The following is a 24,064-nucleotide window of genomic DNA, read 5'->3' on the forward strand; positions in this document are numbered from 1 at the left end:
GTCACGAGGTCGCGACCACGGCCGAGAGTGCGGCCAGCACGGCGCAGGTCGGCGTCATCAGGAGGCGCTCCGGCCTGCTGCGCGAGATCGCGTTCATGAGGACGCCGAGCGCGAAGTAGCCCGTGACGACCCATGCGGCGATCTCCACCGCGCGGTCGGACAGGCCGATCGAGATCGCGCCCGCGCGGGCGAGCAGGATCGCGCCGATCGCGGCGTAGAGCACGACGGACACCGCGCTTCCGATCCGCAGGCGCGTCGGCAGGACCTCGTGCTGGCCGCCCCACGCGAACCGACCGATCGGCGCACCCAGCGCCAGGGCCACCTGGAACACCGCGAGCGCCGCCAGGACCACGCAGGCCGCTGCCGCGGCGGTCGTCACCATGGCGCGAGCCTAGAGGGTGACAGTTTCCCCGGTTAACCGGGGAAACTGTCACTTCACGAGGTTCGCAACCCTCGTGAAGTGACAGGAAACCTCGTGAAGTCGCGAGGTTGGTCAGGCGGAGGGCTTGACGGTGAGGACCTCGCAGGGCGCCTCCAGCAGGAGGCGCTGCGCGATGCTGCCCATGAGCAGCTTGCCCACGGGGGAGCGGCGGCGGAGGCCGAGGACGAGGAGCTCGGCGTCGTGGGCGTCGACCGACTGGAGCACGCCGGTGACGACGTCGTCCTCCTGGACCTGAGCGGCCGTCGCTTCGACGCCGGCCTCGCGGGCGCGGGCGACGATCTTCTCCAGGTCCTCCGAGGGAGTGGCCGTCGACTCGACGAGGGCACCGCCGCGGACGACGTTCAGCACGACGAGCGGCACCTGTCGCAGCTCTGCCTGGCGGATCGCCACGGGAACGGCGGCCTCACCCTGCGGGGTCGGGGTGTAGGAGAGGAGGACGGTCATGGGGCACCTTTCGCGATACGTATACCCAAGTGTATGCACCGCGCTGGGTCGCGGGCAAAGGCACTTACAATCAGGCTTGACTGTTTCTATGTGAGGCACGACACTGGTCGGGTGCGCACCCTTCGTGTCGGCAACTGCTCCGGCTTCTACGGCGATCGCTTCTCGGCGATGCGCGAGATGCTGGAGGGCGGCGAGCTCGACTACCTGACCGGCGACTACCTGGCCGAGCTGACGATGCTGATCCTCGGCCGCGACCGGATGAAGAGCGCCGACCTCGGCTACGCGAAGACCTTCCTCAAGCAGCTCACCGAGAACCTCGCCCTCGCGCAGGAGCAGGGCGTGAGGATCGTCGCGAACGCGGGCGGCCTCAACCCCGCCGGCCTCGCCGCCGCGATTCGTGACGTCGCCGCCGAGCAGGGCCTCGAGGTCGCGGTGGCCCACGTCAAGGGCGACGACCTGCTCGCGCGATCGGCCGAGCTCGGCTTCGGCGACGCGCTCACCGCCAACGCCTACCTCGGCGCGTTCGGCATCGCCGAGGCCCTGAAGGCCGGAGCCGACATCGTCGTCACGGGGCGCGTCACCGACGCCTCCGTCGTGGTCGGCCCCGCGATCGCCGAGCTCGGCTGGGGCCGCGAGGACTTCGACCGCCTCGCCGGTGCCGTCGTCGCCGGGCACGTCATCGAGTGCGGCGCGCAGGCCACGGGCGGCAACTTCAGCGGCTTCCGCGACATCGACACCAGCCGGCCGCTCGGCTTCCCGATCGCCGAGATCGGCGAGGACGGCGTCGTCGTCATCACGAAGCACGCGAACACCGGGGGAGCGGTCACGGTCGACACCGTCACGGCGCAGCTCGTCTACGAGATCCAGGACCAGCACTACCTGAACCCCGACGTCGTCGTCGACCTGACCAGCATCGAGCTCGCTCCCGACGGCGACGACCGCGTGCGGATCTCGGGTGTCCGCGGCGGCGCGCCCCCGGCGACCACGAAGGTCTGCCTCAACGCGTTCGGCGGCTTCCGCAACAGCGTCGAGTTCGTGCTGACCGGACTCGACATCGAGGACAAGGCCGCGTGGGTGAAGGCGCAGATCGAGGCCGCGCTCACCGACCCGCCGGCCGAGCTGGTCTGGGACCTCGCCCGCACCGACAAGACCGATCCCACGTCCCAGCCCGAGGCCGCCGCGATGCTGCGCTGCCACGTGAAGGACGCCGACCAGGACAAGGTCGGCCGCGCGTTCAGCGGCGCCGCGGTCGAGGTCGCGCTGGCCTCGTACCCGGGCTTCACGATGACCGCGCCGCCCGGACGCGGCGCGCCCTACGGCATCTACCGCGCTGCCTACGTGCCGCAGGCCGAGGTCCCGCACGTCGTCGTCCACGCCGACGGCTCCCGCGCCGACGTCGCGCCGCCCTCCGTCACCGCCGCCCCCGCCGACTACTTGTGGAACGATCTGAACGCTTCTGGGCGCGAGAGCGGTGCAACGCGCTCCAAGAGTGGAGAGGGGGCCCGGGCGCCACTCGGCCGCCTCGTGCACGCCCGGTCGGGCGACAAGGGCGGCAACGCGAACGTCGGCGTGTGGATCCCGTCGACGCACCCGCGCCGCGACGAGGCCTACGCCTGGCTCGCGGGCTTCCTCACCGAGGACCGCCTCCGCGAGCTCCTCCCGGAAACAACGGACCTGGAGATCGAGGTCCACCCACTGCCGAACCTGGCCGGCCTGAACGTCGTCCTGCACGGCCTGCTCGGCGAGGGCGTCGCCTCGTCGACCCGCTTCGACCCGCAGGCCAAGGCGCTCGGCGAGTGGCTGCGCGCCCGCGTCGTCACCATCCCGGAGGAGCTGCTCGCATGAACGCCTGGAACACCCCCGAGCGCGACGCGCTCCGCACCGCCGTGGAGGACTTCACGCGCGCCGAGATCGTGCCGCACCTCGCGCAGTGGGAGGACGACGGCGAGCTCCCGCGCGACCTCCACCGCACCACCGCGAAGGCCGGCTTCCTCGCGATCGGCTTTCCCGAGGAGGTCGGCGGCGACGGCGGCGACATGATCGACTCCTGCATCGCCACCGAGGCGATCATGTCCGCGGGCGGCTCCACCGGCCTGCAGGCGAGTCTCTTCACGCACTCGATCGCGACGCCCCACATCATCGACTCGGGCAACACCGACCTCATCGACCGGTACGTCCGGCCCACGCTCGCGGGCGAGATGATCGGCTCGCTCGGCGTCACCGAGCCCGGCGGCGGCTCCGACGTCGCGGGCATCCGCACGAGGGCCGTGCGCGACGGCGACCATTTCGTCGTCAACGGCGCCAAGACGTTCATCACGAGCGGCGTCCGCGCCGACTTCGTCACCACCGCCGTCCGCACCGGCGGTGAGGGACACGGCGGCATCAGCCTGCTCGTCATCGAGAAGGGCACGCCCGGGTTCACCGTGGGCCGCAGCCTGCGCAAGATGGGCTGGCACTGCTCGGACACCGCCGAGCTCTCCTTCGAGGACGTCCGCGTGCCGGCGGAGAACCTCGTCGGCGACGAGAACGCCGGCTTCTACTACATCGCGCAGCAGTTCGTGGGTGAGCGGATCAACCTCGCCACGCAGGCGTACGCGACCGCGCAGCGCGCGCTCGACCTCGCCGTCGCCTACGCGAAGGAGCGCGAGACCTTCGGCAAGCCGCTCATCGCGCGGCAGGTGATCCGCCACAAGCTGGTCGAGATGCACTCGCGCACCGCGGCCGCCCGCGCGCTGACGCGTGGGGTCGTCGAGCGGGCGGTCGACACCTCGAAGTCCGACCCGACCCTGATCCTCGACGCCGTCGTGGCCAAGAACGAGGCCGTCGCCTGCGTCGAGTTCGTGGTGCACGAGGCCGTCCAGATCTTCGGCGGCATGGGCTACATGCGCGAGTCCGAGATCGACCGCCACTACCGCGACGCGCGGATCCTGGGCATCGGTGGCGGCGCCACCGAGGTCATGAAGGACCTCGCCGCGAAGCTGCTGGGGTACTGACGTGTCCGTCGAGCGCCCGCCCGCCACCCTTTTCTGGAACGCGTTGCACGCTCTAGCGCCGCGAAAGCGTGCAAACCGTTCCAAGAGTGCAGAGGGGTGGGCGACGTGAGCCCGGCCGAGGTCCGCGGGGAGCGGATGGCGCGGCAGCGACTGGTCGGGGAGCCGTTCCCCGACCTCGTGTCGTGCGTCGGCACGCTCGGCGCGGTGCAGTTCCAGGAGTTCGAGGACTCGCTGTGGTCGCTCGCGCGTCGCACCCACGACCGCCCTGCGCGCGACGCGATCGCGGCCGAGATCGCCGAGGGCCGTCTCGTCCGCCACCACGTGCTGCGCCCGACCTGGCACGTCGTCCGGATCGAGGACCTCGGCTGGATGCTCGACCTGACCGCCGACCGCATCCGCGCGCAGTCGCGGCCGCAGATGCGCGCCACCGGTGTACTCGACGACCGCGACCGTCTGGTCGGCCTCGTCGGCGAGATCGTCGAGTCGGCCGAGGGGCCGCTGACCCGCAAGGAGATCGGCGCTGCCCTCGCCGAGCGTGGCGTCGAGCTCAAGGGCCAGGCGCTCGGACACATCACCGTCAGCGCCGAGCTCGACAAGGTCGTCACCACGGGCCCGCGCCGCGGCAGCTGGGACACGTTCGTCCCCTTCGCCTCGCGCATCCCGACGGTCGAGCTCGACCGCGAGGAGGCGCTGGTCCGCCTCGCGACGATGTACCTCGCCGGCCACGCGCCCGCCACTGCCCGCGACTTCGCGTGGTGGGCGGGCCTCACCCTCACCGACGCGAAGCGCGCGTTCGAGCAGGTCGAGGTCGACGAGGTCGCCCCGACGACCTCCGACGGCACGGCGTTCATCCTCAGCCTCTTCGACGAGCTCGTGATCGCCTACCAGGACCGCTCGCACTGCCAGGTCCCGATCGCGGGCGGCGGCACGATCGACGTGTGGGGCGGCAACCTCGTCCTGCTCGACGGCGTGGTCGCCGCGACGTGGCGCAGCCTCAAGCCCAAGCCCAAGCGCAAGGACGGCAACGGCCTCTTCGAGATCACCCCCGTGCGGGCCCTGACCCGCGCCGACCGCGACCGCATCGACGCCGATGCGCTCGCCTTCATCGACCACCTCGACATCCCTGTCGACCTGCAGTGGAAGGACCCCGCATGAGCAGTGTCAGGACCGCCGTCGACCCGACGACGGCCGCCTACCGGGAGAACCGGGAGGCCGCCCTCGAGCGCGTGGCCGACCTCGGGGAGCAGCACGCCAAGGCGCTGGCCGGTGGCGGCGAGAAGTACGTCGCGCGACACCACCAGCGGGGCAAGCTCACCGCGCGCGAGCGCATCGAGCTGCTCGTCGACCAGGACTCCCCGTTCCTCGAGCTCGGCGCGCTGGCCGGCTGGGGCACCGACTTCACCGTGGGCGGCTCGATCATCACCGGCATCGGCGTCGTCGAGGGCGTCGAGTGCATGATCATCGCGAACGACCCCACCGTGAAGGGCGGCTCGTCGAACCCCGTCACGGTCAAGAAGGGCTTCCGCGCCGCGCAGATCGCCGCGGAGAACCGGCTGCCGACGATCAACCTCGTCGAGTCCGGTGGCGCCGACCTGCCCACGCAGAAGGACATCTTCATCCCCGGCGGCGCCAGCTTCCGCAACATCACGAACGCCAGCGAGGACCGGCGCCCCACGGTGGCCCTCGTGTTCGGCAACTCCACCGCCGGCGGCGCCTACGTGCCCGGCATGAGCGACTACGTCGTCATGGTCGACGGCGGCGCGAAGGTGTTCCTCGGCGGCCCGCCGCTGGTGAAGATGGCCACCGGCGAGGAGTCCGACGACGAGTCGCTGGGCGGCGCGCAGATGCACGCGAAGCAGTCCGGCCTGGCCGACTACCTCGCCGTGGACGAGCGCGACGCGATCCGCCTCGGTCGCCAGATCATCCGCCGCATCAACTGGCGCAAGGCCGGCCCCGTGCCGGCCTCGGTCTACGCCGAGCCCGTGCTCGACCCCGAGGAGCTGCTGGGCATCGTGCCCACCGACCTGAAGGTGCCGTTCGACCCCCGCGAGGTCATCGCGCGCCTCGTCGACGGCAGCGAGTTCGACGAGTTCAAGCCGCTCTACGGCCAGAGCCTGGTCACCGGCTTCGCGCAGCTGCACGGCTACCCGATCGGCATCCTGGCCAACGCCCAGGGCGTGCTGTTCAGCCAGGAGGCGCAGAAGGCCGCGCAGTTCATCCAGCTGGCCAACCAGACCGACACGCCGCTGCTGTTCCTGCACAACACCACGGGCTACATGGTCGGCGCGGAGTACGAGCAGGGCGGCATCATCAAGCACGGCGCGCAGATGATCAACGCGGTCTCGAACAGCAAGGTCCCGCACATCTCGATCGTGATGGGCGCGTCGTACGGCGCCGGCCACTACGGCATGAGCGGACGCGCGTACGACCCGCGGTTCATGTTCAGCTGGACCGGCGCTAAGTCGGCCGTGATGGGCCCGGCGCAGCTGGCCGGCGTGATGGAGATCGTCGCGCGGCAGTCGGCCGAGTCGAAGGGCCAGGTGTTCGACGCCGAGGGGTTCCAGGGCATCAAGGACCTCGTCGAGGCGCAGATCGAGGAGCAGTCGCTCGCGTACTTCACGAGCGGCCTGGGCTACGACGACGGCGTCATCGACCCGCGCGACACCCGCACGATCCTCGGCATCTGCCTGTCCGCGATCGCCAACGCGCCCGTCGAGGGCGCGCGGGGCTACGGGGTGTTCCGCCTGTGAGACGAACGATGAGGCCCTTGGCCCCGATCCAGTACCCGAATGCATCATCGTTCGTTCCGTCCCCGTCAGGAGGCCCCCGTTGAGCACGATTCGCAAGGTCCTGGTCGCCAACCGTGGCGAGATCGCGCGGCGCGTGTTCCGCACGTGTCGTGAGCTCGGGATCGAGACCGTCGCGGTCTTCTCGGACGCCGACGCCGGCATGCCGTTCGTGGCCGAGGCTGACGTCGCGGTGCGACTGCCGGGCAGCGCACCGTCGGACACGTACCTGCGCGGCGACCTCGTCATCGAGGCCGCGCGCCGCAGCGGTGCCGACGCGATCCACCCCGGCTACGGCTTCCTGTCGGAGAACGCCGACTTCGCCCGCGACGTCGAGGCCGCCGGCCTGACCTGGATCGGCCCGAGCCCGGAGTCCATCGACCAGATGGGCAGCAAGATCCGCGCGAAGGAGATCATGGCCGCCGCGGACGTCCCGATCCTCTCGGTCGACGTCGACGCGGTGTCCGAGTCCGACCTGCCGCTGCTGGTCAAGGCCAGCGCCGGCGGCGGCGGCCGCGGCATGCGCGTCGTCGAGCGGCTCGAGGACCTCCCCGGCGAGCTCGAGAAGGCCAGGGCCGAGGCCGCGTCGGCGTTCGGCGACGGCACCGTGTTCGTCGAGCCCTACCTGCCGCGAGCCCGCCACGTGGAGGTCCAGGTCCTGGCCGACACGCACGGCACCGTCTGGGCCGTGGGCGACCGCGACTGCTCGATCCAGCGCCGCCACCAGAAGGTCGTGGAGGAGGCGCCCGCGCCGAACCTCTCCGAGACGGCGCGCACCACGCTGCACGCCGCCGCCCGCCAGGCCGCCGAGGCCGTGGCCTACCGCGGCGCCGGCACGGTGGAGTTCCTCGTCGACGGCGACCGCGTGTTCTTCCTCGAGATGAACACCCGCCTGCAGGTGGAGCACCCCGTCACCGAGGAGGTGCACGGCATCGACCTCGTCGCCGCGCAGATCGCGATCGCCGAGGGCCAGCCGCTCACGGGCGAGGTCTCCGCACCGCGGGGCCACGCGATCGAGGTTCGCCTCTACGCCGAGGACCCCGCCGACGACTGGTCTCCGCAGACCGGCACGATCCGCGCGTTCGAGCTCCCCGACTCGGTCCGCGTGGACTCGGCCGTCGAGGTCGGCAGCGTCGTGGGCATCCACTACGACGCGATGATCGCGAAGGTCATCGCGCACGGTCCCGACCGCGGTACGGCGCTGCGCACCCTCGTCGACGCGCTGCGCCGCTCGCGCGTCCACGGCGTGACCACGAACGCGGCGGCGCTGCGCCAGATCCTCGAGGCGAAGCAGGTGCGCGAGGCCGACTTGTGGACCTCGATGCTGGAGGAGAACGCCGGCGAATGGTTCGGCGACGAGGCCGGCGACCCGCTGGTCCCCGTCGCGGCCGCGCTGGCCGAGGCGAGCCTTGCGGCGACCTCGGCGCGGGTGCTCAGCCGCATCCCGGCCGGGTTCCGCAACGTGCCGAGCCAGCCGCTCACGCGCGAGTACGAGGGCCACCCGGCCGTCGCCTACGGCAGCCGGCAGGGACGACTCGCGGTCGACGGGGCCACGGTCGTCTCGATCGAGACCGGTGACGCGAGCGCCGAGGTGCTGCTGGAGGTCGACGGCGTGACCCGCCGCTACCTCGTGGCGGTGACCGACGGCCGCGTGGACGTCGATGGCCCGGAGGGCTCGACGAGCCTCACGCCGGTGCCGCGCTTCGTCGACCCGGCCGACGTGGTGGCCGAGGGCTCGCTGCTGGCGCCGATGCCGGCGGCGGTCACCGCGGTCAAGGTCGCCGACGGCGATCGCGTCGCGAAGGGCGACCCCGTGGTCGTCCTCGAGGCGATGAAGATGCAGCACACCATCTCGGCGCCCTCCGACGGCGTCGTCAGCGGCCTGGCCGTGAGCGTCGGTCAGCAGGTCGAGGCCGGAGCGGTCCTCGCCGTCATCGAGGAGGAGAGCGAATGAGCAACTTCACGGAGTCCGAGGAGCGGCGCGAGCTGCGCAAGGCCGTCGCGGCCCTGGGCGCCAAGTACGGCGAGCACTACTTCTACGAGGCCGCGAAGGAGGGCCGCAAGACCACCGAGCTGTGGTCGGAGGCCGGCAAGCTCGGCTACCTCGGCGTCTCGATCCCCGAGGAGTTCGGCGGCGGCGGTGGTGACATCGGCGACCTCGCCGCGGTCTGCGAGGAGCTGGCGATCGCCGGCTGCCCGCTGCTGCTCATGGTGGTCTCGCCCGCGATCGTCGGCACGGTCATCGCCCAGTACGGCACGCAGGAGCAGAAGCAGCGCTGGCTGCCGGGCCTGGCCGACGGCACCGAGACCTACGCCTTCAGCATCACCGAGCCGGATGCCGGGTCGAACTCGCACAACCTCGTCACGACGGCGACGAAGACCGAGGACGGCGGCTGGGTCCTCAAGGGCGGCAAGACGTACATCTCGGGCGTCGACGAGGCCAGTCACGTGCTGGTCGTCGGCCGCACCGCCGACGCCAAGAGCGGCAAGCTCAAGCCGGCGCTGTTCATGGTCCCGACCGACTCCGACGGCTTCAACGCCCAGGAGATCGACATGGGCCTGACCAGCCCCGAGAAGCAGTTCACGCTGTTCTTCGACGACATCCGGCTGCCCGCGGACGCGCTCGTCGGCAGCGAGGACGCCGGCCTCGAGCAGCTGTTCGCCGGGCTGAACCCCGAGCGGATCATGGCGGCGTCGATGGGCACCGGCACGGCGCGCTGGGCGCTGAACAAGGCCGTCGCCTACGCCAAGGACCGCGACGTGTGGGGGCGTCCGATCGGCGCGCACCAGGCGATCGCGCACCCGCTGGCGCAGCTGCACATCGACATCGAGATGACCCGCCTGCTCACCCAGAAGGCCGCCGCGCTCTACGCTGCCGGGGATCTGATGGGCGCCGGCGAGGCCGCCAACATGGCCAAGGTCGCCGCCGGCGACGCCGCGGCCAAGGCGGTCGACACCGCGATCCAGACGCACGGCGGCAACGGCCTGGCCAACGAGTACGGTCTCGTCCAGGCGCTCGCGTCCTCGCGGCTGTCCAACATCGCGCCGGTCAGCAAGCAGATGGCCCTCAACTTCGTCGCCCAGTTCTCGCTGGGCCTACCGAAGTCCTACTGAGCCCGAACGGAGCACCATGACCGAACTCGTCCACCTCGACGTCGCGGACGGCGTCGCGACGATCACGCTCGACAGCGAGCACAACCGCAACGCCCTGAGCCGCCAGCTGGTGACCGAGCTGGGGGCGCACCTCGACAGCGCGGAGTCCGACGCCGACGCGAAGGTGATCGTGCTGCGCTCGGCGCATCGCGTCTTCTGCTCGGGAGCCGACCTGTCCGAGGCCGCCGAGGGCTCGATGCAGGAGGGGGCGAGCACCCTGATCGGCCTCCAGCGCCGCATTGCCACGAGCGCCAAGCCCGTGGTCGTCGTGCTGGGCGGCCCGGTGCGCGCGGGCGGCCTCGGACTCGTCGGGGCGGCCGACATCGTGCTGGCCACGCGGTCGGTGACGTTCGCGCTGACCGAGGTCCGACTCGCGCTCGCCCCCGCGGTGATCAGCCTGTCGCTGCTGCCGCGGCTGAGCCCGCGGGCCGCCTCCGACCTCTTCCTCACCGGCCGCACCTTCGACGCCGCCGAGGCGGCCGAGATCGGCCTCGTCACGCGGGTCGTCGAGGACGACGCACTCGACACCGGTCTGCAGGCGGTCCTGGACGACCTGGGCCAGGGCTACCCGCAGGGCTTCCGCGAGACGAAGGCGCTGCTCAACCACGACCTCGTCGAGCGGATCGACCGCCTCGGCGACCGGCTGGCCGAGCAGTCGGCGCGCCTCTTCGGCAGCGACGAGGCGCGCGAGGCGATGCTCGCGTTCCTGTCCCGCAAGCGCTGACCCGGAACGACGAACGCCCCCTCCCGGCCGGGAGGGGGCGTTCGTCGTGGGTGGCTCACGGAGCCATGGGCGAATCCTCCGGCACGGCGGACAGCGCGTTCACCGAGCAGCGGACCTGAGGCGCGACGAACGAGACGCGCCCCGCGGCGTCACCGTGACCGAACGCGATCATCGGGCGCTTCGTGATGGCGTAGCTCGCGGCCTTCGGGGCGGCACCGGCGGGCGCGGCGGTGCGGAACTCCTGGGCCTCCTCGCTGTCGCTGGTCGGGATCGAGATCACGAGCAGCTCGCCGGCCTCCGCGTCGGGGGCGCCGACCGAGCCACGGAGCGTCGTGCACTTCCCGGCGGTGTTGAAGTAGATGCCCGAGCCCGAGAACGTGAGCGCCTTCGGGTAGGTCTTGCCGGCGATGGTGACGGGGCCGTTCTCGACGGGGCCCGCCTTCTCGCTCGGCTGCGTGGTCAGGTCCAACCAGCGGTAGCCGACGTAGCCGCGGCGCGAGCTGGAGCCCGCCCTGGCCTTCGTGGACTTGGGCGCGACGACGCGCACGTACTGCTGTCCGGCGGTCAGCACCCGGACGCGGGCGAAGTAGGTGCGCTTCGTGCTGGTGCGGACCTTGGCGACGGTCTTCCAGGCGCCGGTGCCGACCTTGCGCTGGACGAGCAGCTTCTTCTTCGCGGCCTTCGGGCCGGCGACCTTGCCGGTGACCTTGACGGTGGTGCCGACGGTCGGGGCGGTCGTGTTGATCGCGATGGCGACCTTGTAGGTGGGCTTGGGGGCGGCCTGGGCCGCGGTGGGGGCGAGAGCGAGGACCAGTCCGGTCGTCGCGGTGAGGGCGATGGCGCGCACGCGCATGCGGTTGTTCCTTACGTCGTGGGGAGATGCAGCGACGACAGCGTAGGGCCGTGACGCATGTGACTGAGGGGAAATGAGCGAACTCGCGGGCCCGAGGCATAGTCACATGGGATGACATGCGCTCGTTACGCCCCGCGGCCGCAGAAGTGCGACATACGTTGCAGAAGTGAACTCCCTCCCCACGCGTCTCACAGCTCCTGCGCGCCGCGCCGGACGGCCGCTCGCCGCCGTGCTCGCGCTCGTCATCGCCCTCGCCGGTCTCGTGTCGGTCGCCACGCCCGCGCAGGCCGCGGAAGAGGCCACCTTCGTCAGGACGTTCGCGCAAGCCGGATCGGGGGACGGGGCGACAGGCTGGTTCTACGCGCTGGCCAAGGACGCCGATGGCCGTGTCTACGCCGCCGACTACTCGGCCGCGGTGGTGAAGGTCTACAGCGCCGACGGCGAGTTCCTCCGGACGATCGGCCACGGCCACCTCAGCTCGCCCTACGGTGCGGCGGTGGACGCCGCCGGCAACGTCCACGTCACGGAGTCGAGCGGCCGGATCAGCACGTTCGACCCGGAGGGGGCCCTGATCTCGAGCTTCCACGTCGACGCGTCGATCCCGTTCCAGATCGCCGCATCAGGAGGTCACCTGTTCGTCACCGACGTCAACACGGGCCGCGTCCTCAAGCTGACGCTCCAGGGCGAGCAGGTCGGCTCCTGGGGGAACACGGACGGCCCCGGCCAGCTCAACAGCGCCTTCGGCATCGCGACGCGCGACGGCTACGTCTACGTCGCCGACCTCCATGGTGGGGCGATTCGCAAGTACGACACGAACGGCACGCACGTCGCCGACTTCACCCAGGTCTCCGGCCGGGCGATGGCGGGACCCTATGGAGTCTCCGTCGACTCGGCGGGCCGGATCGCCGTCGCCGAGCTCTACGGCCCCAGTGCCGCGGTCCTCGACCCGCAGGGGCGGACCCTCGTCGCGTGGGGCTCGCGCGGGACCGGCGCCGGCCAGTTCCAGCAGCCCACGGGGATCTCGCTCGACGACACCGGTCGCGTGTACGTCGCCGACTTCCAGCGCAGCATCCAGCAGTTCGAGCTGGAGCCCACGTTCAAGACGTTCACCCCGACGATCCAGGGCTCGGGCCGCGCCGGGGACGAGCTGAGCGTGACGGCGTCGACCTCGCCCGAGCCCGCCTCGTGGACGTACGCGTGGACGGTCGGCGGCAGCGACGAGGTGCGCTCGACGGCGGCGACGTTCACCCCGACCCTGGCCGATGTCGGCGAGTTCGTCACGGTGACCGTCACGGCGAAGGGAGTGGACGGCGAGCCCGCCGACCGCTCCGGTGTGGCGCAGCAGCAGGTCCTGCCGGCCCTCATGACGGCCGGCGCGACCCTCACGGACTCGACCCCGACCACGCCGCCCACGTCCGGTGACGTGCTCACGGTCGTGCCCGACGAGTCGAAGATCCCCGAGGGCGGCCGACGGGTCCAGACCCGGTGGGGCCACCTGGACGACGAGCAGGAGTGCGTGACGCGCGACGACTTCGACGGCTCGGTCACGTACGACGTGAGCAACGCCGACGCGGGACGGACGATCTGCGTCAGCCTGATGTACCTCGCCACCGGCTACGACACGCTCGTGGTGGGCGCCGCGGCGTCCGACCTCGCGGTGGGCGCCTTCACCGCCCCGACGCCGACGACCGACGTCGAGGAGCCTCGGGTCGGCGAGACCGTCACCGCCGCGGTGAACCTCGATGACGCGCCCGAGGGCGCCGAGGTCACCGCCTGGCAGTGGGGCCTGGTCGACGGCGAGGACTGCGCCGTGATCGAGGGCGCGGACGAGGCCGCCTTCACCCCGGAGGTCGCCGAGTTCGAGAAGTCGCTGTGCGTGACCGTCACGGTGAGCGCACCGCACCACGCCGATGCCACGACCACCCACGCGGTCGGCGAGGTCGGCGCCGGCGACTTCGCGGAGTCGCCCGCCGTCTCGATCCCGGGCTGGGTCGAGGCCGGCGTCGAGACCACGGCCACCGTCACGGGCGGCGATCCGGCGGACGCCGAGCGGGCGTACCAGTGGAACCTCGACGGCGAGCCGATCGACGGCGCGACGCAGGCCGCCTTCACGCCGAAGGGCGCGCACCGCGGTCATGAGCTGTCGGTGACCGTGACGTCCTCCGCGCGCGGCTTCGTGGACGACGTGACGACCTCCGACGCGGTGGAGGTGGGCGTGGGCACACTGCGCGTCCCGAGCCCGCAGCCCAGCAGCGACCGCCCCCGCGTGGGCGAGCCGATCTCGCTGCCGATCGACCTCTCGGAGGCTCCGGAGGAGGCCGCTGCGCACTGGCAGTGGGGCGTGGCCGCGGACGAGGACTGTGTCGCCATCTCGGGTGCGACGTCAGCCTCGTTCACGCCCACGGCCGACCTCGTCGGCAAGACCCTGTGCGTCGAGGCCGGCGTCACGGCCGAGGGCTACGAGCCTCTCGCCGGGGTCTTCGTCCCGGAGCACGCCGTGGTCCGGGGCACGCTGCCGGCGATGCGGGCGATCCTCAGCACGAGGACCCCGAAGGTCGGCACGACGCTCACGGCGCCGGTGATGGCCGGTGTCCTGCCGGAGGGCGCGAGCACCACCACGACGTGGGGCCTCGCGCAGGCCGGCAAGGACTGCCGTCCCGTCACGAAGGCCGGCTCCTACCGCGTGACGTCGGCGATGGCCGGGCGCGAGGTCTGCGTGCGGGTCACGGTGACGGCGCCGGGCTACGTCGAGTGGTCGACGACCCTGCGGACCAGCCGGGTCACGGAGATCGCGAAGGCCTCCACGTCGCGCACGGTCGTCCGTGACCGCGAGGTGTTCACGGTCCGCGCCCAGGGCCTGGCCCCGGGTCAGCGCTACCGGATCTCGCTGCGCCACCAGATGGTGACCGGCAAGGCCGACTCGCACGGTCGCGTCGTCCGGAAGGTCCGCTACGGCAAGGGCCTGAAGTCGGCGAAGCGCACGATCGTGGTGCGCGGCTTCGACGGCGCGAAGGTCACCTACCTGAAGAAGATCCGGGTGACGCACCGCGTGCGATGACGCGTGACGCGCCCGCGGACGCCGGCCGACCCCCGTTTGGCGGTCGGCGTCCGCGCGGCGCTTGCGTCGGTCCCGAGTGGCCGACGCCTCCCATGAGCCCGTCACCGGCGCGCTGATACGTCGGTCCCCGAGAACCTGACGGCGTCCGCGGCGCGGCGGTGCGTCCACACGGCTGGTCCGCGGTGCCTAGAATGGAGAGTTCCCCCACGCCACCGAAGGACGTCGATGAGCAACCCCTCTCCCGATGAACGCGAGCTCGCGCACGAGCAGGCGTACGTCGACACCGTCTACGAGCGCCTGGAGGAGTCCACCAAGGTGGCCCGGTCGCTCGTCGCCGAGGGGATGGCGCGCGGCCACATCGGCCACGAGGGCGGCCTGGTCGAGCGCGACGCCATGGTCTACCAGGCCTCGCGCCGGCTGAGTGCCCTGCACGCGGCCCACGACGGCCTGGTGTTCGGCCGCCTCGACCTCGACGGCGGTGAGGCCCGCTACATCGGCCGCATCGGCGTGCGCGACGCCGACCGCGAGATCATCCTCGTCGACTGGCGCGCCCCGGCGGCCTCGGTGTTCTACCAGGCCACGGCGCAGGACCCGGCCGGCGTCGTCCGCCGGCGCGTGCTGCGCTGCCGCGGCGACCGCGTGATCGGCATCGAGGACGAGTTGCTCGACGCCGACGCCGCGCCCGACGACATGGTCGTGATCGGCGAGGGCGCGCTGCTGGCCAGCCTCAGCCGCGCCCGCGACAGCTCGATGCACTCGGTCGTCGCCACGATCCAGAAGGAGCAGGACGAGGCGATCCGCGCGCCCTCCCGCGGCGCCGTGATCATCGGCGGCGGCCCCGGCACCGGCAAGACGGTCGTGGCGCTGCACCGCGCGGCCTACCTGCTCTACACCGACCGGCGCCGGTTCGAGTCCGGCGGCGTGCTCGTCGTCGGCCCGTCCGGCGTCTTCATGAACTACATCGAGCGCGTGCTGCCCAGCCTCGGCGAGACCAGCGTGGTGCTGCGCTCGATCGGCGAGGTCGTCGACGGCATCCGCGCCACCGAGCACGCCTCGCCCGAGGCCGCCGCGCTGCTCGGCGCGAGCCAGATGGCCACCGCGCTCGCACGCATCGCCAAGGCCCCGCAGCCCGGCTCGCCCCAGCGGCTCGACCTGTTCTACCGCGACGACCGGCTCGTGCTGGAGGCCTCCGACCTCGCGCGCATCCGCAAGCGCGTCCTCTCGAACGGCCTGCCCAACACCACCCTGTCCTCCGCGCGCGAGGAGCTCGGGAAGGCGCTGTGGGACAAGGTCACCGGCGACCGTGCGCTCGACCGCGGCGAGGAGGCGTTCGGCGACCACCTCGACGGTGACGAGGCCTTCGAGGACTTCGTCGAGTCGTGGTGGCCCGAGCTCGACCCGGTCGACGTGTGGCGCACCGTGCCCTCGCGTCTGGGCGAGGTCGCCTCCGACCTGTTCACCTCGTTCGAGCAGCAGGTGCTGCGCCGCGAGTGGGCCGACGAGCCCACGATCGAGGACATCCCGCTCATCGACGAGCTGCGCCACCTGCTGGGCGAGGCGCCCGTGCGCACCGAGGACGACTGGGCGTCGCCGAAGCAGCTGATGAGCTTCGAGCAGCGCGAGCGCGAGGACCGCATCCAGGCCACCGGCAGCATCGACGACGAGGGCTTCGCCCACGTGCTGGTCGACGAGGCGCAGGACCTGTCGCCCATGCAGTGGCGGATGCTCGGCCGCCGCGGCCGCACCGCCAGCTGGACGATCGTCGGCGACGAGGCGCAGTCCTCGTGGCCCGTCCCCGCCGAGTCCGCGGCCGCCCGCGACGAGGCCCTCGGCACGCTCGCCGTCCACCGCTTCCGGCTGTCGACGAACTACCGCAACTCCGCCGAGATCTACGAGTTCGCCGCGCAGGTCGCCCGCCACGCGATCGCCCACCCCGACCTCGCCGACGCGGTCCGCCGCACGGGCGTCGACCCCCGCCACGAGGTCGTCGCCGCGGACGAGCTGCTCGACCGCGCGGTCGCCGAGACCACCGCGATGCTGGGCCAGGTCGACGGCACGGTCGCGGTCGTCGCGCCCTCGGGCCGCCTCGACCGGCTGCGCGCCGTGATGCCGCAGGACGAGCGCCTGCGCGTGCTCGACCCGCTCGACACGAAGGGCCTCGAGTTCGACGGCGTCGTGCTGGTCGACGCCGACGGCGTGGTCACCGAGGCCGCCGCCGGCTGGCGCACCCTCTACGTCGTGCTCACGCGCGCCACCCAGCGCCTCGTCACGGTCGGCACCAGCCACACGTGGCTCGATCGGGTGGCCGAGTGAACCGGATCGTCGCGGGTCTGGCCCTGCTGGGCGTCGGCCTCGCGGTGGCGGTGCCGGTCACGGCCGCCACGTTCGTCGACACCGAGCGCACCGTCACGATCGGCGCCCACAACGCCACCGCGCGTCCCACGTTCGACGGGCACGTGACGCTCGTGACCGGCCCGCTCCTGCCTGAGCTGCGGATGCCGTCAGATGCCGTCCTGGGGATCGGCGCCGAGGTCGTCCTGCGCGACAGTCCCGCCACCGACCTTGAGAGCGTGCTCGCGCAGGACGCGGCGATCGCCAGCCAGCCCGAGGGCGAGATCGCGGCGATGACCTCGGAGATCACCGAGATGGGCCTGGCGGCGCTCCAGCGCGGCCTGGCCGCCGGGGTCATCGCGATGGTCGTCGTGGGCGTGGGCTGGGTGGCCGTCGGGCCGCGCCGCCGCCGCGAGCTGCGCGACCAGTGGCCACCCGAGCCGCGCACCGCCCTCGTCGGCGGCGTGCTCGCGATCGTGGTGCTCGGCGCCGTCATGGCCTACGCGCCCGACCCCAGCACGAAGCGCGAGGTCGCGTGGGTGCCGATCCGGCAGGAGTTCCCCGAGCTGCCCGACGAGGCGCGCCTCGCCCACGTGGAGATCTCACGCGGCGCCGCCACCGCCACCAGCAAGGCCATCGTCCAGGGTGCGCTCGACACCTACGAGGAGTCGCTGGCGTTCTACTCCTCGCTCGCCGAGAAGACCAAGGACGTTCCCGTCCGCGCGCCCGAGCCGGGCCAGACCACCGCGCTCGTCGTCACCGACCGTCACGACAACATCGGCATGGACCCCGTCGCCCGCGAGGTGGCCCGCGCCGCCGACGCGTCGTTCGTGATCGACCTGGGCGACGACACGTCCAACGGCGCCTCGTGGGAGGCGTTCAGCATCAAGTCGCTGCGCCAGACCTTCGAGGACCTGCCGATCCTCGCCGTCGCGGGCAACCACGACACCGGCAAGTACATCCTGCGCGAGATGGAGCGCAACGACTTCCTCGTGTTCGACGGCGAGCCCACCGATGTCGAGGGCATCCGCATGATCGGTGAGAGCGACCCACGCAGCTCGGGCCTGACCGCCGGCTACAACGGCAACGAGGGCGACAACATCGCCGCGATCACCGAGCAGAGCGAGAAGCTGGCCGAGGCCGCGTGCGAGGACGGCGAGGTGTCGCTCATGGTCACGCACAGCGCCGCGTCGGCCAAGCGCACCGTGCAGGAGGGCTGCGTCGACCTCGCCATCAGCGGGCACCTGCACCGTCAGGTCGGCCCCACCAGCACCGAGGGCCCGCAGGGCACCTCCACCGAGGTGTCGATCGGCTCCACGGGCGGCGCGGTCTACGCGTTCGCGCTCGGCACCAAGCTGCGCCGCGACGCGCAGGTGGCCGTGCTGACCTTCGAGGCCGGCCGCGTCGTCGGCCTGCAGATCGTCACCTTCAAGCCCGGCGCCGTCATCGACGTCGGCGACTACACGACCCTCCCGGTCCCCGTCGCCGACTGACTCCGGTGTTGCCCCGGCCACTCGATCGCCGGGGCACGCCCGGGGCCCGCTACGCTGTGCGCATGTCGACGACCAGCACCTGGTGGCCCCTCCGCTGAGGAGGACTGTCGACGTACCCACGCCCAGACCCCCACATGGCGGTCTGGGCGTCGTTCGTCCGACCGCGGGAAGAAGACCACGATGACGAAAGAGCTCCTCGACGACGTGCTGGCCCAGCCGGCGTTCGCGCTGATCCGCGGGCGCGAGGCCGATCGCGTCACGCTCCTGGGCGGCCCGCGCACCGACATCGAGCGGCTGGCCGACATCCCGCTCGCCGAGGGCCCCGGCCCCGCCTGGGACCACCTCGTCGTCGTCCCGTTCGCCCAGGTCGCCGAGCGCGGCTTCGAGGCCCACCAGGACGGCACGCCGCTGTCGGTGATCGAGGCACGCTCGAACCACGACGTCGCCCTCGCCGACCTGCTCGAGGTGCTGCCGAACGGCGCGATCGACCTGGCCGACCGCGGGGGATTCGAGACCTCCGACGAGGAGTACGCGGCGATGGTGCGCCGCATCATCGACGACGAGATCGGCCAGGGCGAGGGCGCGAACCTCGTCATCGGCCGCCGCTACCGAGCGACCGTGTCCGACTGGGACCACGCCAAGGCGCTCACGGTCTTCCGGCGCCTGCTGGAGCGCGAGCGCGGAGCCTTCTGGACCTTCTGCATCTTCACCGGCGACCGCTACCTGATCGGCGCGAGCCCCGAGCGGCACGTCAGCCTCGACGACGGCCAGCTGCGGATGAACCCGATCAGCGGCACGTTCCGCATGCGCGGCCTGGAGACGCACGCCGACCGCAAGCGCGAGCTGCTGAAGTTCCTGTCCGACGAGAAGGAGATCTACGAGCTCTTCATGGTCGTCGACGAGGAGCTCAAGATGATGTGCGACCTGTGCCACGAGGGCGGCCTCGTGCTGGGGCCGTACCTCAAGCCGATGAGCCACCTCGTGCACACCGAGTACCTGCTGGCCGGCCGCACCGACCGCGACCCGCGCGACATCCTGCGCGACTCGATGTTCGCCGCCACCGTCACGGGCAGCCCGGTGGAGAACGCCTGCCGCCTCATCAAGCAGTACGAGCCGCAGGGTCGCGGCTACTACGCCAGCGTGGCCGCGCTGGTGGGCCGTGACGAGAACGGCACGGCCCGGCTCGACGCCCCCATCCTCATCCGCACGGCCGACGTCGACCTCGACGGCAACCTCACGGTCACGGCGGGCGCCACGCTCGTGCGCGACTCCGACGCGGACTACGAGACGAACGAGACGTGGGCCAAGGCCTCGGGCGTGCTGAGCGCGTTCGGCCTGGTCGAGGCCGCGCCCGAGCCCGTGGAGGGCTTCGACGCGTTCACGCGCGAGGACGACGTGCTCATCGCGCTCGGCTCGCGCAACCAGCGGCTCAGCCAGTTCTGGCTCAGCGACCAGTCGGGCACGGCGCCCACACCCGCGCTCGAGGGCAAGCGGGTCGTGGTGCTCGACGGCGAGGACGACTTCGTCAACATGCTGTCGCACGTCTTCGGCGTGATGGGCATGACCACCGACGTGGTCCGCCACGACGAGTGGACCGAGGAGGCGCTCGACGGGCACGACCTCGTCGTGATCGGTCCCGGTCCGGGCGACCCGCGCGACGGCGACGACGCGAAGATCGCCGTGCTGCGCCGTGCCACCCGCCGCCTGCTCGAGCGGGAGCAGCCGTTCCTGTCGATCTGCCTGGGCCACCAGACGCTGTGCCACGAGCTCGGGCTCGACCTGGACTACAAGGACATCGTCTTCCAGGGCACGCAGAGCGCGCTGCCGGTGCTGGACCGCACCGAGACCGTGGGCTTCTACAACACGTTCGTCGGCCGCGTCCCGGAGTCGGGCCTGCCCGAGGGGGTCACGGCGCAGACGGACCCGGCCACCGGTGACATCCACCTGGTGGCCGGGCCTCACTACCGCGGGATCCAGTTCCACGCCGAGTCGGTGCTCACGCAGAACGGCTACGCCATCCTGCGCGACCTCACCGCGGCGCTGCTGGGCTGAGCGTCACTCCTGGGCGCGGGCGGCGGCTCCGCCGTCGCTGCCCAGCTCGACCTCGATCTCCTGGGTCTTGTCGCCCCGCAGCACGGTCAGCTCGATCGTGTCGCCGGGCTTGTAGCCGCGCACCGTGGCGACCAGCGCCTGGTTGTCGGAGACCGGGTTGCCGTCGACCTTGGTGACGATGTCGCCGGCCTTCAGGCCCGCCTTGTCGCCGGCGCCGCCCGAGCTGACCTCGCCGATCTCCGCGCCGATCGTCGTGACTTGGTCGTCGCCGGTGGCGCTGCGCACCTGGACGCCGATCTGGGCGTGCTCCACGGTGTCGCCGTCGAGGATCTGCGTGGCCACGTTGTTGACCAGGTTGATCGGGATCGCGAAGCCCAGGCCGACCGAGCCGTTGCCCTGGCCGCCGGTGTTGATGGCCGAGTTGATGCCGATGACCTGGCCCTCGAGGTTGACCAGCGGGCCACCCGAGTTGCCCGGGTTGATCGCGGCGTCGGTCTGGATCGCGGGGAACGTCGTGCTGGGGCCGTCAGCGCTCTGGTCGCCGGGGGAGACCGGACGGTTGAGGGCCGAGACGATGCCGGTGGTGACCGTGGACTCGAGGCCGAACGGGGAGCCGATCGCCACGACGGTCTGGCCGACCTTGACCTGCTTGGAGTCGCCCAGCGTGGCGGCGGGCAGGTCGCTGACGCCCTCGGCCTTGATGACCGCGACGTCGGTGGCCACGTCGCGGCCGACGATCTCGGCCTTCGCGATGCGGCCGTCGTTGAAGGCGACGGTGATCGAACCGCCGTCCGCGGCGGCCTCGACGACGTGGTTGTTCGTCAGGATGCTGCCGTCCTTGCTGATGACCACGCCGGTGCCGGTGCCGGACTCGCCGCCACCCGTGACGTTGATCTTCACCGTGGCGGGCAGGACGGCGTCGGCGACCGCCGAGACGTCGCTCTGCGCGCCGGTCGAGGAGGCCGGGCGGTCCAAGGACGTGCCCGTGACGCTCGTCGAGGTGCTGGAGTCGTCCTGCATCGCGTCGTAGAGCGCGGCGCCGCCGGCGGCGGACGCACCGGCCAGCAGGATGACGCCGGTGGCGGCGGCCACGAGGCGGCCGGCGCGGCGCTTCTTGCGCGGCTGGGGCTCGGGGGAGGCCATGGGGTAGCCGAAGGCGGCGGGGCCGCCGGGTCCGCCCGGGCCGGTGGGGCCGTTCGGGTCGGCGGGCGCGCCGGCGAAGGTGCGGGTGGGCTCGTTCACCGACACGGTCGGCTCGTGGTCGTCCGTGGTCGCCCACGGATCGACGGGGCGCTCGTCGGCGCGAGGCTCCTCAACGCGGGTCTCCTCGGCACGGTGCTCGTCGGCACGGGGCTCGGAGAAGGGCCAACCGGTCTCGGCCTGCTGCGCGGGCTGCTGCGGCTCCTGCGGCGCCGTCGGGGGCACGTAGGGGCGGTCGGCGTACGGATCACGCTGGTCTGTCATGGTTCAACCTTCCCGCGAGGACCTGAGAGTTGCTTGTGAACGTGCTGGGCGCCACCTTCAGACTCCGCGCTCCGAAACCCTGGCTGAGCGGTGAGCTGTCAACCCTTCCCGCGCGCTGGCGGTGCGTCGTCAACCGTACCGAGGTCCCTATCGGTTGAGGACTCACCGCTCCCGGGGTCACGCCTCGTCCGGAGGGATCCGGAACGTGAACGTGGCGCCCTCGCCGGGGACGGAGGTGACGCTCACGGTGCCGCCGTGGCGGTCGGCCGCGCGTCGCACGATGGCCAGGCCGAGGCCCGAGCCGGGCAGCGTGCGCGCCTCGGTGGAGCGGTAGAAGCGGTCGAACACGTGCGGCTGGTCCTCCGGCGCGATGCCCGGGCCCTCGTCGGCCACGGTGACGGTGCCGTGGCTCAGCCGCACCCGCACGGTGCCGTCCGGCGGGCTCCACTTCACGGCGTTGTCGAGCAGGTTCGTGACCGCGCGCTCGAGCAGCTGGCTGTCGCCGACGACCCACGTGGGCTCGAGCAGCACGTCGAACGTGGCGCTCGCGGCGCGCAGCTCGACACGGTCGATCGCCCGTCGCACCACGTCGGCCAGGTCGAGCGGCTCGGGGTCGCGGTGCAGGGGCTCGTCGCGGGCCAGCTCGGTGAGGTCGCTGACGAGCGTGGAGAGCTCGTCGAGCTGGGCGCCCACGTCGTCGATGAGCTCGCGGTAGGCGGTGGCGTCGAGCCGGCGCTCGGACTGGCTGCTGGCCTGCCGGAGCAGGTCGATGTTGGTGCGCAGGCTGGTCAGCGGCGTGCGCAGCTCGTGGCCCGCGTCGGCGATGAGCTGGCGCTCGCGGCGTTGCGTGGCGTCGAGGGCCAGCAGCATGGCGTTGAACGAGCGGGTCAGCCGGGCCAGCTCGTCCTCCTTGCCGGGGACGTCGATCGGGGTGAGCTCCTGCGTCTCGGCGACGCGCTCGATGGCGCTGGTCAGGCGGCGCACGGGCCGCAGGCCGTTGCTGGCGACGGCCCAGCCCGCGACACCGGCCAGGATCATGCCGGACAGCGTGGACAGCACCAGCACGACCGTGAGCCGCTCGAGCGCGCGCCGCGTGGACTCCATCGACTGCGCCAGCATGAACGCCTGCCCGGGACCGGCCTGGACCGCGACGACGCGGTACGTGACGCCGTCGACGTGCGCCGTGCGGGCCGAGGTCTCGGCGATGCCGAGGGCCACCTCGCGCTCGCGGTTGTCGTAGGGGAACGCGTCCTCGGAGTGCACGAGGAACTCGCCGCCGCCGCTCTTGATCGTCAGCAGCTGGATGCCGGCGATGGCCAGGATGTTCGCCTCGTCGACCGTGAGGTTCTGCGGCGTGTAGCCGGCCTTCACGGCCTGGTTGGCGCGCTTGATCATCGAGTCGTCGAGCGCGCCGACGACCTCCTGGCGCACGAGGACGAAGATGCTGATGCTGATGATCGTCAGGACCGTGGCGACGGCCGCGGTGGTCAGCAGGGCGACGCGGCCGGCGAGCGAGAGTCGCTTCGTGATCGGCTCCAGCAGCGTGTGGGCGCGTGCATGGACCCGGTCGAGGATGGTCACGGTGGCGTCTCCCGCAGCACGTACCCGACGCCGCGGACGGTGTGCAGCAGCCGCGACTCGCCCTCGGCCTCGAGCTTGCGCCGGACGTAGCCGACGTAGACCTCCAGCGAGTTGGCGGTGGTGGGGAAGTCGAAGCCCCACACCTCCTCGAGGATGAACGAGCGCTCGAGCACGCGCTTGGGCCGCTGCATGAACAGCTCCAGCAGCGCGAACTCGGTGCGGGTGAGCGAGATCGAGCGCTCGCCGCGGCGCACCTCGCGGGTGTTCGGGTCGAGCGTGAGGTCGGCGAAGGTGAGCGCCGGCTCGTCGTCGAGGTCGTCGCGCGCGCGGCCGCCGCGCCGCAGCAGGGCGCGCACGCGGGCGAGCAGCTCCTCGAGCGCGAACGGCTTGGTCAGGTAGTCGTCGGCGCCCGCGTCGAGGCCGTCCACGCGGTCGCTCACGGCGTCGCGCGCCGTGAGGACGAGGATCGGCACGTCGTTGCCGGCGGCGCGCAGCGCCTTGGTGGCGTCGAGCCCGCCCAGGCGCGGCATCATCACGTCCATCACGATCGCGTCGGGGCCCGACTGGGCGACCTTCGCGAGGGCCTCGGCGCCGTCGCCGGCGACCTCGACCGTGTAGCCGTTGAACTCCAGGGACCGACGCAGCGAGTCGCGCACCGCGCGGTCGTCGTCGACGACGAGGATCCTCATG

Annotated in this window: 17 protein-coding genes; 11 read left to right on the top strand and 6 right to left on the bottom strand. The window is 72.0% G+C overall.

Annotated elements, in window-relative coordinates; all coding sequences use genetic code 11:
* Position 1 precedes the first annotated feature (1 nt).
* Together ACGWYL_RS06990 and ACGWYL_RS06995 are read right to left on the bottom strand one after the other, a co-directional pair.
* Entirely contained in the window at positions 2-382 is a 381-nt protein-coding gene (locus ACGWYL_RS06990; RefSeq protein WP_395486786.1) for a hypothetical protein, read from the bottom strand.
* A 111-nt stretch (positions 383-493) separates the two neighbouring features.
* On the bottom strand, positions 494-886 hold the full coding sequence (locus ACGWYL_RS06995) for a universal stress protein (protein ID WP_269304762.1): 393 nt from the start codon (positions 884-886) through the stop codon (positions 494-496).
* 111 nt (positions 887-997) lie between these two features.
* Here ACGWYL_RS06995 and ACGWYL_RS07000 point away from each other — a divergent pair, with 111 nt between their 5' ends.
* From ACGWYL_RS07000 to ACGWYL_RS07030, 7 genes are all read left to right on the top strand, one after another.
* Positions 998-2,731, top strand: a complete 1,734-nt coding sequence (locus tag ACGWYL_RS07000; protein WP_395486787.1) for an acyclic terpene utilization AtuA family protein — start codon at positions 998-1,000, stop codon at positions 2,729-2,731.
* Positions 2,728-3,879, top strand: a complete 1,152-nt coding sequence (locus tag ACGWYL_RS07005; RefSeq protein ID WP_395486788.1) for an acyl-CoA dehydrogenase family protein — start codon at positions 2,728-2,730, stop codon at positions 3,877-3,879. Before ACGWYL_RS07000 ends, ACGWYL_RS07005 begins: the two co-directional genes overlap by 4 nt.
* A 96-nt stretch (positions 3,880-3,975) precedes the next feature.
* Positions 3,976-5,034: a winged helix DNA-binding domain-containing protein gene (locus tag ACGWYL_RS07010; protein WP_395486789.1), complete on the top strand. Its 1,059-nt coding sequence runs from the start codon at positions 3,976-3,978 to the stop codon at positions 5,032-5,034.
* Positions 5,031-6,629 (top strand): acyl-CoA carboxylase subunit beta, encoded by a 1,599-nt coding sequence (locus ACGWYL_RS07015; protein ID WP_179426966.1) that lies wholly within the window; start codon positions 5,031-5,033, stop codon positions 6,627-6,629. The genes ACGWYL_RS07010 and ACGWYL_RS07015 overlap by 4 nt, the downstream gene beginning before the upstream one ends.
* 79 nt (positions 6,630-6,708) lie before the next feature.
* Positions 6,709-8,619: a biotin carboxylase N-terminal domain-containing protein gene (locus tag ACGWYL_RS07020; RefSeq protein ID WP_395486790.1), complete on the top strand. Its 1,911-nt coding sequence runs from the start codon at positions 6,709-6,711 to the stop codon at positions 8,617-8,619.
* Positions 8,616-9,779, top strand: coding sequence for an acyl-CoA dehydrogenase family protein (locus tag ACGWYL_RS07025; RefSeq protein WP_179426963.1), 1,164 nt, complete (start codon positions 8,616-8,618; stop codon positions 9,777-9,779). Before ACGWYL_RS07020 ends, ACGWYL_RS07025 begins: the two co-directional genes overlap by 4 nt.
* Positions 9,780-9,795: 16 nt before the next feature.
* Positions 9,796-10,542, top strand: a complete 747-nt coding sequence (locus ACGWYL_RS07030) for an enoyl-CoA hydratase-related protein (RefSeq protein WP_395486791.1) — start codon at positions 9,796-9,798, stop codon at positions 10,540-10,542.
* A 55-nt stretch (positions 10,543-10,597) separates the two neighbouring features.
* Here the strand turns inward: ACGWYL_RS07030 and ACGWYL_RS07035 are convergent, their stop codons facing one another.
* Positions 10,598-11,395, bottom strand: coding sequence for a hypothetical protein (locus ACGWYL_RS07035; protein WP_395486792.1), 798 nt, complete (start codon positions 11,393-11,395; stop codon positions 10,598-10,600).
* A 166-nt stretch (positions 11,396-11,561) separates the two neighbouring features.
* Between ACGWYL_RS07035 and ACGWYL_RS07040 the strand changes: the two genes are divergently transcribed.
* The 4 genes from ACGWYL_RS07040 to ACGWYL_RS07055 all read left to right on the top strand — a co-directional run bounded on the left by ACGWYL_RS07040 (position 11,562) and on the right by ACGWYL_RS07055 (position 20,329).
* The gene (locus ACGWYL_RS07040; RefSeq protein WP_395486793.1) at positions 11,562-14,453 is read left to right on the top strand and encodes a hypothetical protein; all 2,892 of its coding nucleotides are present in this window, start codon (positions 11,562-11,564) and stop codon (positions 14,451-14,453) included.
* Positions 14,454-14,678: 225 nt separating this feature from the next.
* The gene (locus ACGWYL_RS07045; protein WP_395486794.1) at positions 14,679-16,766 is read left to right on the top strand and encodes a HelD family protein; all 2,088 of its coding nucleotides are present in this window, start codon (positions 14,679-14,681) and stop codon (positions 16,764-16,766) included.
* On the top strand, positions 16,763-18,277 hold the full coding sequence (locus ACGWYL_RS07050) for a metallophosphoesterase family protein (protein ID WP_395486795.1): 1,515 nt from the start codon (positions 16,763-16,765) through the stop codon (positions 18,275-18,277). Before ACGWYL_RS07045 ends, ACGWYL_RS07050 begins: the two co-directional genes overlap by 4 nt.
* 180 nt (positions 18,278-18,457) lie before the next feature.
* Positions 18,458-20,329, top strand: coding sequence for an anthranilate synthase family protein (locus ACGWYL_RS07055; RefSeq protein ID WP_395486796.1), 1,872 nt, complete (start codon positions 18,458-18,460; stop codon positions 20,327-20,329).
* Positions 20,330-20,332: 3 nt separating this feature from the next.
* Here the strand turns inward: ACGWYL_RS07055 and ACGWYL_RS07060 are convergent, their stop codons facing one another.
* From ACGWYL_RS07060 to ACGWYL_RS07070, 3 genes are all read right to left on the bottom strand, one after another.
* Positions 20,333-21,793 carry a S1C family serine protease gene (locus ACGWYL_RS07060; protein WP_395486797.1) on the bottom strand — a complete coding sequence of 487 codons (1,461 nt, stop codon included), beginning with the start codon at positions 21,791-21,793 and terminating at the stop codon, positions 20,333-20,335.
* Between the two features lie 177 nt (positions 21,794-21,970).
* Positions 21,971-23,374 (bottom strand): sensor histidine kinase, encoded by a 1,404-nt coding sequence (locus ACGWYL_RS07065; protein WP_395486798.1) that lies wholly within the window; start codon positions 23,372-23,374, stop codon positions 21,971-21,973.
* Positions 23,371-24,063 (bottom strand): response regulator transcription factor, encoded by a 693-nt coding sequence (locus ACGWYL_RS07070; RefSeq protein ID WP_179426947.1) that lies wholly within the window; start codon positions 24,061-24,063, stop codon positions 23,371-23,373. Before ACGWYL_RS07070 ends, ACGWYL_RS07065 begins: the two co-directional genes overlap by 4 nt.
* Position 24,064: the final 1 nt, after the last annotated feature.

Source organism: Aeromicrobium sp. JJY06 (genome assembly GCF_044069275.1).
Lineage (GTDB): Bacteria > Actinomycetota > Actinomycetes > Propionibacteriales > Nocardioidaceae > Aeromicrobium > Aeromicrobium tamlense.